The sequence below is a fragment of the Streptomyces sp. AJS327 genome (genome assembly GCF_013450295.1).
Taxonomy (GTDB): Bacteria; Actinomycetota; Actinomycetes; order Streptomycetales; family Streptomycetaceae; genus Streptomyces.
On the sequence record NZ_SKBR01000003.1, the window covers coordinates 927,926 to 941,790 of the forward strand.

Annotated in this window: 9 protein-coding genes; 4 read left to right on the forward strand and 5 right to left on the reverse strand. The window is 73.7% G+C overall.

What is annotated here, in order from left to right; genetic code table 11:
- Positions 1 to 812 precede the first annotated feature (812 nt).
- Positions 813 to 1,718: an alpha/beta fold hydrolase gene (locus E0L36_RS21105; protein WP_180930677.1), complete on the forward strand. Its 906-nt coding sequence runs from the start codon at positions 813 to 815 to the stop codon at positions 1,716 to 1,718.
- Between the two features lie 480 nt (positions 1,719 to 2,198).
- Here the strand turns inward: E0L36_RS21105 and E0L36_RS21110 are convergent, their stop codons facing one another.
- Positions 2,199 to 3,686 carry a CehA/McbA family metallohydrolase gene (locus E0L36_RS21110; RefSeq protein WP_180930678.1) on the reverse strand — a complete coding sequence of 496 codons (1,488 nt, stop codon included), beginning with the start codon at positions 3,684 to 3,686 and terminating at the stop codon, positions 2,199 to 2,201.
- 572 nt (positions 3,687 to 4,258) lie between these two features.
- Complete coding sequence (locus tag E0L36_RS21115; protein ID WP_180930679.1) at positions 4,259 to 5,131, reverse strand: hypothetical protein; 873 nt, start codon at positions 5,129 to 5,131, stop codon at positions 4,259 to 4,261.
- A gap of 117 nt (positions 5,132 to 5,248) precedes the next feature.
- On the opposite strand from E0L36_RS21115, the gene E0L36_RS21120 reads away from it, so the two are divergent.
- The 3 genes from E0L36_RS21120 to E0L36_RS21130 all read left to right on the forward strand — a co-directional run bounded on the left by E0L36_RS21120 (position 5,249) and on the right by E0L36_RS21130 (position 10,802).
- A complete protein-coding gene (locus tag E0L36_RS21120; protein ID WP_180930680.1) occupies positions 5,249 to 6,079 on the forward strand; it encodes a TIGR03619 family F420-dependent LLM class oxidoreductase in 831 nt (276 codons plus the stop codon).
- Positions 6,080 to 6,276: 197 nt separating this feature from the next.
- Positions 6,277 to 8,865 carry a bifunctional FO biosynthesis protein CofGH gene (locus E0L36_RS21125; protein WP_180930681.1) on the forward strand — a complete coding sequence of 863 codons (2,589 nt, stop codon included), beginning with the start codon at positions 6,277 to 6,279 and terminating at the stop codon, positions 8,863 to 8,865.
- 836 nt (positions 8,866 to 9,701) lie between these two features.
- On the forward strand, positions 9,702 to 10,802 hold the full coding sequence (locus E0L36_RS21130; protein ID WP_180930886.1) for an ADP-ribosylglycohydrolase family protein: 1,101 nt from the start codon (positions 9,702 to 9,704) through the stop codon (positions 10,800 to 10,802).
- A 225-nt stretch (positions 10,803 to 11,027) separates the two neighbouring features.
- On the opposite strand, the gene E0L36_RS28555 is transcribed toward E0L36_RS21130, so the two are convergent.
- From E0L36_RS28555 to E0L36_RS21145, 3 genes are all read right to left on the reverse strand, one after another.
- Complete coding sequence (locus E0L36_RS28555; RefSeq protein WP_374705569.1) at positions 11,028 to 11,531, reverse strand: DUF397 domain-containing protein; 504 nt, start codon at positions 11,529 to 11,531, stop codon at positions 11,028 to 11,030.
- A 373-nt stretch (positions 11,532 to 11,904) separates the two neighbouring features.
- The gene (locus E0L36_RS21140) at positions 11,905 to 12,765 is read right to left on the reverse strand and encodes a helix-turn-helix transcriptional regulator (RefSeq protein ID WP_180930683.1); all 861 of its coding nucleotides are present in this window, start codon (positions 12,763 to 12,765) and stop codon (positions 11,905 to 11,907) included.
- 246 nt (positions 12,766 to 13,011) lie between these two features.
- The gene (locus E0L36_RS21145; protein ID WP_180930684.1) at positions 13,012 to 13,752 is read right to left on the reverse strand and encodes a GPP34 family phosphoprotein; all 741 of its coding nucleotides are present in this window, start codon (positions 13,750 to 13,752) and stop codon (positions 13,012 to 13,014) included.
- Positions 13,753 to 13,865: the final 113 nt, after the last annotated feature.

Sequence of the window (13,865 nt, forward strand, 5' to 3'; positions counted from 1 at the left end):
TACTCCGAGCGGCGTTCCCTGGGCTGGTCGGGGAGGTCGGAGGGAGAGGGGCGCGGGAGATGCGGGGAGATGTGCTCCCGGCTGGGTTCGGCGGCCGTCGGTCGCTGAAAGCCCCTGTTCCAGGTGGTGTGGCGCGGAGTTTTTTCGCCGGATGGCCCTGCCATTCCCGTCGGTTGGGTGAGAATCGTTGGCCGGTGGATCCGCGGGGTGGCACGCGGAGCGACGGGGCTCCATGGCGCTCCTTTCTCGGCAATTCCCGGCGCGGTGACAGCCGGTGTGCGCGGGTGGCTTATCGGGAGTTCCGGAGCTGGAAATCCCGTCTTCTCGGGGGAATGGGGTGAAATACCGCCGAGTCGGACGGTGTTGGCTTTCACCGCCAATCACGGCATGGACATGGAGAGCGGGTCGTCGTCTGCCGGGTGCCGCGCCACGGCCTCCGACCCCCGATCTCCGGACCCCGCACTCCGATCTCCGAACGCCGACCTCCGGACCGGATACCGGTCTTCGGGTTCCCCGCCCCGGTCTCCGGAACCCGGATCGCCTCTTCCGGGCCGTGGCATCCGGCTCACCGGCCACGTGGTCAGTCTCTTCGGCCTCGGCGGCCCGGGCCCCAAGACACGGGAGGGAAAGGCGAGTTGACGCGGGGTGCTATGCCCCCCCTGGCGCGTCGGGGATGTGGTCGGCTGCGAGTATCGGGTGCGGCGAAGGACACTCCCGTGGCGCGTACGGAGGTGGACGGTGGAGCCCGGAGGGCGGGCACGGCGCGGGAACCGGGCGGAGGCGATTCCGGATCCGAAGGGTGTGATGTGCGGATGGGCACGGGAACTGGTGCGTTCAGCGGCGAGGCCGCCCGCGCCCGGTTCATGGCGGCGTACGACCGCGCGCTGGGCCGCTGGCCCGGGGAGCCCGAGGCGGTGGACCTCGCGACGAGCTACGGCGACAGCCGGGTGTACCGCTACCCGGCGGACGCGGACGCCGCCACGGATCGCGAGGCGACTCCGGCGGTGCTGCTTCCGGGCCTGAACGCCTCTCCCACGGTGTGGGCCCCGCACGTGGCCGCGCTGGGCCGGGACCGGGTGGTGTACGCGCCGGAGCTGCTGGGCGAGCCGGGACACAGCACCCAGACCACCCCCTTGGGCACCGGGGACGCCCTCGCCGCGTGGCTGGACGAGGTGCTCGACGGTCTTCGGGTGGAACGGGCGCACCTGGTGGGCCTCTCCTACGGTGGCTGGATCGCCTGCCAGCAGGCGACGCGCTCGCCGGAGCGCGTGGCCTCCCTCACTCTGGCCGAGCCCGCCGGGGTGCTCGCGCCGTTGAGGCCCACCTTCCTGCTCGGCACCGTCGCGGTGATGGTGTGCGGAGTCCGGGGGCTCCAACGGCGCTGGTTCGGCCGCCTTATCGGGGAGACCGGAGAGCGGCCGGAGGACTTCGAGGCCCAGCTGAACCTCACGGTGGAGTCGCTGCGGTCGTTCCGCTCCCGGCTCCCCACACCGCGCCGCGCCACCGAGGCGGAGCTGGGTGGTCTGACGGTGCCGGTGCTGGTGCTGCTGGTGAGGGGGAGCCGGAGCACGGACGCCCGGCGGGCGGCGGAGCGGGCGCGGCACCTGGTGCCGGACGTGCGGATCAAGGTGCTGGAGGGAACGGGACATGGGCTTCCTGAGGGGGACGTGAACCGGCTGGTTCCGGCTTTCCTGGGGGAGGTCGAAGGCGTCGGCTGACCGTCGGAGCGCGGGCCACCCGGTCTGTCCGAAGCGGCCAACGGCCCTACGGTGGAGCCGTGGTGGGGACGGCGGGCCCCGGGCCCGTTCGCCGTGGGGTCGCGCCGTCCTGTTCGGGGTCGGGGAGCGGGCGCCGTTGGTGGTGGGTGGTCTTCCGGTGCCGCCGAGCGGGGAGGTTGGGCCCGAGAGCGGGCGCAGGTGGTTCGGGATCGGAGTGGCCCGAGGCCAGAGGGCCGAAAGGCGCGGGAGGCGCCGGGGGCCGGTGTGACTCGGGCCGCTGTGACGTGGGCCAGTACGGCTCGGGCACGGGGCGATTCGGGTCGGAGTGCCCGGGGTGGCCCCGGCCCGGAGTGGCCCCGGCCCGGCGTGACGCGGGCCGGTCTGGCGGGGGGGGATTCGGTTCGGGAGGATTCGGCCGGTGAGGGATTCGGTTCGGACCGGCGTGCTCGGTGAGGGGCGTTGGCGTTCGGGAGCGGAGCGCTATCGGCCCAGCCATATGGGGTTGGTCATGGCGGCCATGGCGCCGGGGAGTTCGGCCGGAGCGTCGTCGGCCGCGGGATGCCGTAGCTCCGCTCGGACGTAGCTCGCGAGCGAGGCGGTGGTACGCCACTCCAGCGGACCGTTCGAGGCGGGGGCGGTACGCATCTCGCCCTGGTCGGTGAGGAGCCGGAGCGTCGACATCGCGGGCGCGCCCTCGGCTTCCAGCCGCACCGTGACCCGCTCGGAGGCGGAGGCCCGCAGCCGTTCACCGATGTCGGCGTGGGCGCCACGCTCGCTCTTGGCCGTCAGACGCAGCGTCACGCTCGACGACTCGGAGAGGTAGCTGTGGCCCGCGCGGATGGCGCGGAGGAGCGCCGGTCTCGTCAGGTCCTCGGCGAGTACCACGGTCTGGGGCAGGCCGACCTTCTGGGGTTCGCGGTGCGCGTCGCTGCTGCCGAGGGCGGGCAGCCACTCGCCGGAGCCCCGGACGAGCAGTTCGTTGTCCCAGGCCGCGACGGCGAGTTCGTCGTCCGCCGTCCAGGGGCCGTTCCACACCTCGACGGCGTCCGCGCCCGCGTAGCCGAACTTCCACTGGCAGCCGACGAACGGGCAGTGCGGATGGGCCGGGACGACGAGCCCGCCGGACCGGTGGATGGCCCGGACCCATCGGGCGTAGGCGTCGTCACGGGCGCGGTAGCGCCAGTCGACGAAGGTTCCCGGCTCGGTGCCGAGGGCGAGGTAGTGGCCGTTTCGGGTGGTGACCTCCTCGCCGCAGAGGATGAGCAGGTCCGGCCCCCACAGACCGGCCCACGCGCCGTGCCCGGAGGTGGTGTTGTGCTCGGTGCTGGTGATGAAGTCGAGCCCGGCCGCCCGAGCCGCGGCGGCGGTCTCCTCGGGGGTGCGCTCACCGTCGGAGTGGACGGTGTGGAGGTGGCAGTCGCCTCGATACCAGGCCCGGCCACGACCGCGGGCGCGCTCGGGGGGATAGCTGGGCTCGGGGGTGGCGCCCGGGGCGCCGTGGCGGAGGGTGACGGTGACCTCGTACGCGAGGCCCTGGGGCGCGACGGTGTAGGGGCCGAGGATGACGTGCCAGGTCCCGGCGCCGACCGGACCGGGCAGATAGCCGGGGGTGGCTCGCTCCGCGCTGAGGGTGAAGCTGTCGCGGAAGCCACCGGACCACCCCCGGAAGCCCTCCCCACCGCGGCCGGTGCCGCGTTCGTCGAACACCCCGATGTCCAGGGCGTTTCCTGGGGTTCCGGCGGGAGTTTCCGGCTGGTCGTAGGAGTAGGAGACGGAGATCTCCCGGACGCCGCTGGGGACCTCGACGGGGAGATAGACGAAATCGGGGGCGCCGTGCGGGAGCCTGCCGGAGATGGTCTCGGAGTGCTCGCTCCCGCTGGCGGCCCGGGCGAAGCTCACCCCGTGCAGGGTGAGGGCGCCCGCGGCGCCCGCCGCGGCGGAGAGCTTGAGTACGTCACGCCGTTCCATGCTGGCTCTCTCTCCGCGCGCCGGAGCGCGCTGGTCACGGTGGGGCGGGTCGCTGAGCGCACCGGCTGGCCGCGCCCGCTGAGCGCGGGCCGCGACGACCGCCCGGTGGGCTGTGTGAGTCCGTTGTACGCGGGTGCGGAGAACGCGCGAAAGCCCTGTGGATAACTCCCGGTTCGAGCCGGTGGAGCGCCCCGTGACCCCGCGTCCGGCCGGGCGACCGGGCGGTGGACGACGGTGGACGGCGGTGGGTCACGCCGTCGGACGGCGCCCGGCGACGGCTCCGTCCGAGAAGCTGCGACGACCCCTCCCGGAGCCCCCTTCCGGAGCCCGTACCCCGCCCTCCCAGAGTCCCTTTCAGGCGCCGGATCCACCCGGCCCCTTCCGGGCCGACCGTTCGATCCAGCTCAACCCCGCTGGACCCGCCATCCGGTCCTGTCCCGGCCCTGTCCGGGCCCTGCCCCGGCCCTGTCCGGCCTGTCCTCGGCCCTGTCCGGGCCCTGCCCCGCCCGCGCTCGGGCCGGTGACCGGGCTCGCGGGGTGCGGGAGTGAACGGGCGGGCGCGACGGCCGAGTTCAGCGGCGGTGCCGACCGGCGGGACTCCGGGCGAGGAGGAAGATCACGACGCCGATCAGCAGCACCAGGGGGAGGAAGGCGAACGAGAACAGTGTCTTCAGGATCGCGGAGAGCCCGAAGGAACCGCCGGAGGAGCCACCGCCCGCGCTCTTCTCGACGTCCCCGTCGTGTCCGCCGGTTGAGGCGACGGCTCCGGTCGCGGCGGCGCCCCGGCTGGTCGCCCCGGAGCTTCCCCTGCTCGTCCCGCCGGCGCCGCTGACGCTGGTCCCGCCGCGGCTGCCGCCCACGCTGGACGAGGCCCCACCCACCCCGCTGGTGCTGCCGACACTGCCGCCGCCCGTGACGCCGCTGGTGGTCCCGCCCCGCGCGCCGCCCCCGCTGGCCCGTTCGGGGAACCGCCGGGGAGCGGCCCGCAACGACCGCTCGCCGTCCACGCTCCCGAAGGCGACCGGCGACACCCGCGCACCGCCGGGTCCGCCCAGTGCGCCGGACCCGTCGAGACCATCGGATCTGTCGAGACCATCGGACCCGTCGAGGCCTTCGGACCCGTCGAGGCCGCCGGGTCCGCCGAGTTCACCGGATTCGCCGGGGCCGTCGCCGCCGCCGGTGTCAGCTCGCGCGCCATCCTCCACAGGTGTGCCGTCCGCGCTGTCTCCGCCGTTCCCGTCGCGCGCGCCGGACCGTTCGCGCTGTTCGCGCGCTCCGTACGGATCCCCGTTCCCTTCGGGCTGTTGGGGGCCGGTCGCCTCGCCGGACGGGGGAGGAGCGGCCGCCGCGTGGGGCGTGGGGAGTGGTGTCCCGGCGGCCGTCGCGGCGGGGGTACCGAGGAGTGTGAGGCTCAGTACCAGGGTGACGACAGACGTGATACGCATGGAACTCCCCCGAATACGCGTGAATGTCCCCGAACACGGCACGCACGGCGGTGTGCGCTCAGCGGGACGTGTTCAGCACCGTAGGGAGTGGGGCGGACCCAGGAAAGGGCGGACCCGATGCGCGTCGCGACCACGATCCCGCTCACCGACGAGACGATCACCCCGGTACGGCTCGCGCGGGAACTGGAACAGCGCGGCTTCCAGGGGCTCTACCTGCCGGAGCACACGCACATCCCGATCAGCCGGGAGTCCACCGGCCCCATGGGCGACCCGCTGCCGCGCGCGTACACCAGAACCCTCGATCCGCTGGTGGCGCTGGGCGCGGCGGCGGCCGTCACCGAGCGGCTGGCGCTGGGTACCAGCGTGACGTTGGTCGCCCAGCACGATCCGATCGTGCTCGCGAAGCAGGCCGCCACGGTGGACCGGATGTCCGGCGGACGGTTCACGCTCGGTGTCGGCCTGGGCTGGAACCGGGAGGAGGCCGTCGACCACGGGGTGCCGTGGCGTCGACGGCGTTCGCTGGTGCGGGACCGGCTGCGGCTGATGCGGGCGCTGTGGGCACCGGAACCCACCGCGTACGAGGGGGAGTTCGGATCGGTGTCCGCCAGCTGGGCCCATCCGAAACCGGTCCGGCCCGGCGGCCCGCGGGTGCTGCTGGGCGGTGCGGCGGACCCCCGGCTGTTCGCGGACGTCGCGGAACTCGCGGACGGCTGGATGTCGGTGGGCGGTGGGGGACTGGCCCGGGCGCTGCCCGAGCTGCGCGCGGCCTGGGTCGCGGCGGGACGGGGGCCGGGCGAGCCGGAGGTGGTGCCAGGCTTCCTGGAGCCGACGCCGGGAAAGCTGGCGCGCCTACGGGAGTTGGGGGTGAGCGAGGTCCTGCTCCGGCTCCCCTCGGGCGACGAGAACGAGGTGATGCGCGCGCTGGACGCCTACGCCCGTTACCTGTGAGGGGGACGGCCGCTACCTGTGGGGGACGGCGGGTACGCGAAGGACGGCGGGGAAGACGGCCCGGACGCCCGGACGCAGGGGGCGGGGCGACGAGGTGGCGGCGGGGCCGATGGGACGGGGACACCGGTCAGGAACACCGGACGGGGACACCGGACGGGGACATGGAGGGCGAAAGCGGCTGGTCGTAGGGTCGAAGCATGACCTCGAACGCGCAGGGACCCACCGGACCCACCGCCAACGCCATGCGCCGGGCGCTTCGCCGGGCGCGCGACGGAGTCGCCCTCGACACCTCGGAGGCCGCCGTGCTCCTCCAGGCACGTGGGGAGGACCTGACGGATCTCGCCGCCTCGGCGGCCCGGGTACGGGACGCGGGGCTGGCGGCGGCCGGCCGCCCCGGCGTGATCACCTACTCGCGCAGCGTCTTCCTGCCGCTGACCAGGCTCTGCCGGGACCGCTGCCACTACTGCACCTTCGTGACCGTGCCCGGGAAGCTGCGCCGCGCGGGGCACGGCATGTTCATGTCCCCCGACGAGGTGCTGGACGTGGCCCGGCGGGGCGCCGAACTCGGCTGCAAGGAGGCCCTGTTCACCCTGGGCGACCGTCCGGAGGACCGGTGGCCGGAGGCGCGCGAGTGGCTGGAGGCGCACGGGTACGACGACACCCTCTCCTACGTGCGGGCGATGGCGATCCGGGTGCTGGAGGAGACCGGCCTGCTCCCGCACATCAACCCCGGGGTGCTGTCCTGGACGGACTTCCAGCGGATGAAGCCGGTCGCCGCCTCCATGGGCATGATGCTGGAGACCACGGCCGAGCGGCTGTGGAGCGAACCGGGCGGACCGCACCACGGCTCGCCGGACAAGGAACCGGCGGTACGGCTCCGGGTGCTGGAGGACGCGGGCCGCTCCAGCGTCCCCTTCACCACCGGCGTGCTGATCGGCATCGGCGAGACCCACGAGGAGCGGGCGGAGTCGCTGTTCGCGCTGCGCCGGGTGTCGCGCGCTTACCACGGTGTCCAGGAGGTCATCGTGCAGAACTTCCGCGCGAAACCGGACACCGCGATGCGGGGTATGCCGGACGCCGAACTGGACGAGCTGATCGCCTGCGTGGCCGTGACCCGGCTCGTCCTCGGCCCGTCCGGCTGCGTCCAGGCCCCGCCGAACCTGGTGGACGCGGAGTACGACCGGCTCATCGCCGCCGGAGTCGACGACTGGGGCGGGGTGTCCCCCCTGACGGTCGACCACGTCAACCCGGAGCGTCCCTGGCCCCAGATCGAGGAGCTGGCCGAGCGGTCCGCCGCCGCCGGTTTCGAGCTGCGTGAACGGCTCCCCGTCTACCCGGAGTTCGTCCGCCGCGGCGAGCCGTGGCTCGACCCGCGGCTGCTGCCGCACGTCACCGCGCTCGCCGATCCGGAGACCGGCCTCGCCCGCCCGGACGTCCCCGTGGTGGGCAGGCCGTGGCAGGAGCCCGACGAGGTGTTCACCCCTTCGGGCCGTACCGACCTGCACCGCACCATCGACACCGAGGGCCGAGGCGCGGACCGCCGGGCCGACTTCGACGAGGTCTACGGCGACTGGTCGGAGCTGCGCGAGCGGGCCGCTCCCGGGATGGCGCCCGAACGAGTCGACTCCGACGTGCGGGCCGCGCTCACCCAGGCCGCCGACGACCCGACGCGGCTCAGCGACGCCCAGGCCCTCGCGCTGCTGCACGCCGACGGACCGGCGCTGGACGCGCTCTGCCGCACGGCGGACGCGGTGCGGCGGGACACCGTCGGGGAGGCGGTGACCTACATCGTCACCAGGAACATCAACTTCACCAACGTCTGCTACACCGGCTGCCGCTTCTGCGCCTTCGCCCAGCGCCGCACCGACGCCGACGCCTACACGCTCTCCCTCTCCCAGGTCGCCGACCGGGCCGAACAGGCGTGGGACGTCGGCGCCGTCGAGGTGTGCATGCAGGGCGGCATCCACCCGGACCTGCCCGGCACCGCCTACTTCGACATCGCCCGCGCGGTCCGGGAACGCGTGCCCGGCATGCACGTGCACGCCTTCTCCCCGATGGAGGTCGTCAACGGCGCCGCCCGCACCGGCCTGTCCATCCGGGAGTGGCTGACCGAGGCGAAGGAGGCCGGACTCGGCTCCCTGCCCGGCACGGCGGCGGAGATCCTGGACGACGAGGTGCGGTGGATCCTCACCAAGGGCAAACTCCCGGCGGCCACCTGGGTCGAGGTCGTCAGGACCGCGCACGAGCTGGGTCTGCGCACCTCCTCCACCATGATGTACGGGCATGTGGACCAGCCCCGGCACTGGCTGGCACACCTGCGGCTGCTCGCCGGGATCCAGCGGGAGACCGGGGGGTTCACCGAGTTCGTGACCCTGCCGTTCATCCACACCAACGCGCCCGTCTACCTCGCGGGCATCGCCCGGCCCGGCCCCACCACCCGCGACAACCGCGCGGTGACCGCCATGGCCCGGCTGCTCCTCCACCCGCACATCCCCAACATCCAGACCAGCTGGGTCAAACTCGGCGCCGAGGGGGCGGCGGAGATGCTCCAGTCCGGCGCCAACGACCTGGGCGGCACCCTGATGGAGGAGACCATCTCCCGCATGGCGGGCTCCTCCTACGGCTCGTACCGCTCCGTTCGCGACCTCACCGCCATCGCGGACGCCGCTGGACGCCCCTCCCGGCCGCGTACCTCGCTCTACGGCGAGGTGCCCGAGGAACGGCGGCGTGTCGCCCACGCCTCGGACGGTCATCTGCCGGAACTGCTCCCGCTGTTGGAGCAGTGACCCGTCGGGCGGCCGGCCGCGGCGGCCGGCCGCCGCCGCCCGGACCGCGCCGTCCCCAAGGGCCGAGACGCCGCCGCGACCGGGTGGGGCGCGGCCTCCCCCCGTCGCCCCGCCCGGGCACGAAGGGGTGGTTTAGAGTTCTGCCGCACTCACGTACGGACGGGTTCGTGGCACGGGCGCCCGCCGGGCGGGGCAGGCTGACGGACGGGCGACCGGACACCCGGGACACCCGCGACTCCGGGGCGCGGCGCCCCCGTCCACCGCCGGCCCCGCACCCGGCGGCGTCCCGCACGGCGGTCCCGCTCCCGGCGATCCGTCCAGACGGGCCGCGCCGTCCCCGACGACCGGCTCCCGGGGGTTCCGTCCCCGGAGGCCGCCTCCGGAACGGGGTCCGGCCGTCACCGAGGGCCCCGGAAGGGGGAGTTCGGCCGCCGGAGGGCTGGCGGGCGCGCGCCCGGGCGGGCCTCACCGGTACGCCGGACCAGCCGGCCGGCGGGACCGTGGAGCACGGCGCGACCGCGGAGCACGGCGGCAGGGCACGGCAGGGCGCGCCAGGACAAGGCGGGTCTCGGCAGGAACGGCGAGCACGGCAGGAACGGCGAGCACGGCAGGAACGGCGAGCACCGCGGGGACGCTGAAACGGTAGGGGCACGGCACACCGGACCCACGGCGGGAGAGCCCGGGCGCGGTGCCGGGGCACGTGGCGCGAACGACGGAAGCACGAGGGCAGCAGCGAACCGGAGGGGCGGAGGGGCCCGGATGAGCCGGAGAGAGCCGGAGAGCAGGGGAGAGCCGGAGAGCAGGGGAGGGGAGCCGTGACCGCTGCCGGTGGCCAGATGGCCGCGTGGGGCCGGGCCGAACAACAGGACTTCCGGGGCAGGGTGCGTGGCTGCCTGCTCGGCGGAGCCATCGGCGACGCGCTGGGCGCGGGCGTCGAGTTCGACTCGCTCGGCGCGATCAGGGAGAAGCACGGCCCCTCGGGGGTCCTGGACTACGTACCGGCCTACGGGCGGCGCGGTGCGGTCACCGACGACACCCAGATGACCCTCTTCACCGTGGACGGACTGATCCGCGCCTACGTGCGGCGGGACACCGGGGCCTGGCACCCGCCGACCGACGTGCACGCCGCGTACCTGCGCTGGGCGGCGACCCAGCGGGACTGGGGCCCGGACGAGCGCAACGAGAAGGACGGCTGGCTGGCCCGCGAGGAGTGGCTCTACGCCCGGCGCGCCCCGGGCAACGCCTGCCTCAGCGGCCTCGCCGACGAGCGCATGGGCACCGTCGACCAGCCCAAGAACCCCGACTCCAAGGGCTGCGGGACGGTGATGCGCTCCGCGCCCTTCGGGCTGCTCGTCGGCTGGGAGCCGCACCTCGTCTTCCAGCTCGCCGTGGAGTGCGCGGCACAGACCCACGGGCATCCGACGGGACAGCTGGCCGCCGGGGCCTTCGCGGCGATCGTGCACGCGCTCACCCGTGGCGAGCAGCTGGACCACGCGGTGCAACGCGCCCTGTCCCAGCTGGCGATGCGCCCCGGCCACGAGGAGACCACCGAGGCGCTGAAACGGGCGCTGGGCGCGGTGCGGCAGGGCATGCCGTCGCCGGAGCGCGTCGCGGCGCTCGGGGAGGGCTGGACGGCGGAGGAGGCGCTGGCGATCGGGGTGTACTGCGCGCTGGTCGCGGAGGACGTACGGCACGGCCTCCTGCTCGCGGTGAACCACGGCGGGGACAGCGACTCGACGGGCTCCGTCTGCGGCAACCTGCTTGGCGCGCTGCACGGCGAGACCGCGCTACCGCCGGACCTCGTCGCGGAGTTGGAGGGGCGGGCGACGATCCTGGAGCTGGCCGACGACTTCGCGATGGAGATGACGGTCGGGCCCGCGCTGCACGCGCCGGGCGCGGCGGCCCCCGCCTGGCTGGCCCGCTACCCCCGCATGTGAGGCCGCCGGGCCCTCCCGGCCGGGACGGTCAGCCAGTCGAGAGGGCCTGCGCGTCGGTGCGGCCGCCCGGCGTCCGGCGGCGGACCCGTGGGGAGGACGGGTGCGCCGGGTTCCCGGTGTCACCCGGTGGCGCGTCCGCGTGCCGGGAGCCGCCTTCGCCGCTCCGGCCCGCTCGCGGAGGCGAGAACCGCCTCCGCGAACCCGGGCGCCCGGGTGACGGGCCTGTCACCTCTCGTGGCGGGCCGCCTCGCGCGCGGGGTGACGCGGGGAGGAACCGCCGACGAAACCGCCCCAGGCTTCCGGGGCGAACCGGAGAGCGGGCCCCTGCGGGACTTTGGAATCGCGCACATCGATGCTGCGTGTGGTGCGTGAAGACACCTCAATGCAGGCGCCGTTGGCAGAGTGACTCGATTTGGTCCAAGTGAATGTGTTTCCCAGAGAAATAGGCATATTCCAGCTCCGGTCCGATTGCGGTGTAGTGGATGACGCTACGCCCCAACTCCCTTGTGCAGCAGGCGCGTTCACCCGACCGGATGGCATATTCCAGGGGCCGCTCCCCCCTGCACCCGGGCGGTGTAACGTCGCCTGTTTTCCCTCCGTGAATCCCGGTGGGCGCCGCCGTCCAGCCCTCGCCACGGTCCGCCCGTACGACATCGGCGGAGGTTCCGTCCGGAATCGCTCGGACACTCCACCCGTCGCTTCCGGTGAGCTTTTCGGGTTCCCCGCCATTCGTCCCCGGCGGCCGCGCTTTCCGCGTCCCGGTGCCGCTGGAAGGGCGCCAGCCGGATTCCCGGCGGCCGTTCCGGCCCCGCGCGCTCCTCGCGTCCCCACGCCCGCGCGCTCCCCGCGCACCGCACCCCCGCCCGGCACCCGCCGCCCGTCCGGCACCCCGGTCCGAACCCCGCGCGGACACGGGGTGGTTCAGCGCGGACACGGGTGGTGGATCGGCGTCGCAGGTGCGGCACACGGCGTGTGGGGGTGTGCGGCGTACGTCGGCGGGCTCCCGCGGGCCCCCCGGGGCTACGCGCACGGACTCGCCTGGTCCCGCTCCCGGGGGTCGGAGCAGCCGCCGGTGCCGGGGCGGCCGGATGCCGTGTGTGGCTCAGGCCCGGGCGAAGTCCTTCGCCACGGCCTCGATGAACTCCCGGGTGTGGTCCGGGGTGAGCGCCTCGGCGCGCAGGTGCTCGTACATCACGCTGTAGCTGCGCACGTCGTGCGGCTTCTCCAGGTAGAGGTCGCTGGTGACCCCCTCCAGGTACACCACCGAGGAGTCGGCGGCGTCCGGGAACTCCAGGATCGCGTACTGCCCGTTGACGCCCGGATGGGCGCCCATCGCGAACGGCATCACCTGGATCGTGATGTGCGGCCGCTGCCCCAGTTCGTTGAGGTGCGTGAGCTGTTCCACCATGGTGTGCGGTCCGCCGACGGCCCGGCGCAGCGCCGCCTCGTCCAGCACCGCCCAGAGCCGCAGCGGCGAGCGCTCCTCGTTGATCCGCTCCTGGCGGCGTAACCGCACCTGGACGCGCTTCTCGATGTCGATCGTCGACGCCTCGGGCAGCGCGCCGACGCAGACCGCCTCCGCGTAGGCCGGGGTCTGGAGTAACCCGGGAATGACCTGCGGTTCGTAGACGCGCAGCGAGGCGGCGTCGGTCTCCAGGCCGATGTAGACGCTGTACGGGATGTCGCCGAAGGCGTGCCACCAGCCCTGCTGGCGCGACTCCTTGGCCATCTGCATCAGCGACTCCACGATCCGCCGGTCGTCCACCTCGTACACCCCGCAGAGGTCCCGGACGTCGCGCTGGCTGATGCTGCGGCGCCCGTTCTCCAGGCGACTGATCTTCGACTGCGACACCAGCAGCCGCTCGGCCACCTCCTCGGCGGTCAGCCCGCGCAACTCACGGAGCCGGCGCAGCTCCTGCCCTAGTCGGCGCCTTCTGACAGTGGGGTTGATATGCGACGCCACGGGCACTGCACCTCCGCATAAGTACGGCAACTTCAGCAGTAAGTACGACTACTTGCAGCAGGTTGCCACCAACTGGGGTGGCGGCGCCGGGAAATGACGACAGAGGGTGCAGGTTCGAGTACACATTCACGGTACGCGCGGAAACGCGGGGTGGAGATCCGGCCGTCTGTCTCGACGACCGGACCGCCACCCCGCGTCCCTTCTCGCGGCTCCCGTGCGGGTTCTGCTACTGCGGTACGGCCAGCCTCAGGCCCGGGCCATGTCGGCTCGGTGCCGGGGCTCGGCCAGCTGACGGGTCCGTGCCGGCGCCGGGGCCGTTCGCGCCCCGGAGCCGCCGTTGGCCCCGCCCCGCCGTGGTTGTGCCGCGACGCCGTTCTGCACGTCCATCACCGCGTGTGCGACGAGGCCGCCCATCGGGTCGTGGCGGATCAGGTCCCGGAGCCGGGAGCGGCAGGACCGCCCCTCGTTGCCGGGGTAGAGGTGCTTGCCGAGACCCACCGCGTGGGCGAGCGCGGCGAGCGCCGCCGTGCGGGGGTCCGGTGGGACTCCCGTGCGGATCGCGGAGTCCAGCCGGGCTCGGATCTCCCGGCTGATGGCCGTGTCGGTCGCCTGGTAGCGAGTCGTCGGCAGCACTCCGCACATCTGGCCGGATACGGCATGCACCATGCCGCAGCGCTCCAGATGCGTGAGATAGGTTTGGCGCAGCCCCAGCCGGGGCCCGCCGATCCAGTGGACGGCGCGTACCGGGCTGCCACGCCTGCGTAGCAGCTCCAGTGCGGAGTCCAACGTCGGATCTCCGGTCGGCCGTGGCATCACCACGGCGATGCGATCCCCATCAGGGGCTATCCGTCCGGCCAGCGCCAGCTCTACTAGCTGAGCTCCGGCCAGACCGAGGTCAAGCGACTGCGGCTGCGCCGTGGTGCCCGTTGCCGGGTCCAAAGCGAGCAGCAGAAGCTCCTCCGGAATTGTTCTGCGGCTCCTGCCCATCCATGCCTCCCCGCGTGGATGACTGACAGGGTGACCCCTCTCACAATGGTCTGTCGAGAGTGCGAGACCGCTATGGGCGGGAACCAGTAGGTATGTCGTTCTCGTCTGCCCGA

Excerpts from the sequence above, each read along its gene's own strand:
- E0L36_RS21105 (WP_180930677.1), top strand. The coding sequence starts at position 813 with ATGGGCACGGGAACTGGTGCGTTCAGCGGCGAGGCCGCCCGCGCCCGG.
- E0L36_RS21110 (WP_180930678.1), bottom strand. The coding sequence starts at position 3,686 with ATGGAACGGCGTGACGTACTCAAGCTCTCCGCCGCGGCGGGCGCCGCG.
- E0L36_RS21115 (WP_180930679.1), bottom strand. The coding sequence starts at position 5,131 with ATGCGTATCACGTCTGTCGTCACCCTGGTACTGAGCCTCACACTCCTC.
- E0L36_RS21120 (WP_180930680.1), top strand. The coding sequence starts at position 5,249 with ATGCGCGTCGCGACCACGATCCCGCTCACCGACGAGACGATCACCCCG.
- E0L36_RS21125 (WP_180930681.1), top strand. The coding sequence starts at position 6,277 with ATGACCTCGAACGCGCAGGGACCCACCGGACCCACCGCCAACGCCATG.
- E0L36_RS21130 (WP_180930886.1), top strand. The coding sequence starts at position 9,702 with ATGGCCGCGTGGGGCCGGGCCGAACAACAGGACTTCCGGGGCAGGGTG.
- E0L36_RS28555 (WP_374705569.1), bottom strand. The coding sequence starts at position 11,531 with ATGGCGGGGAACCCGAAAAGCTCACCGGAAGCGACGGGTGGAGTGTCC.
- E0L36_RS21145 (WP_180930684.1), bottom strand. The coding sequence starts at position 13,752 with ATGGGCAGGAGCCGCAGAACAATTCCGGAGGAGCTTCTGCTGCTCGCT.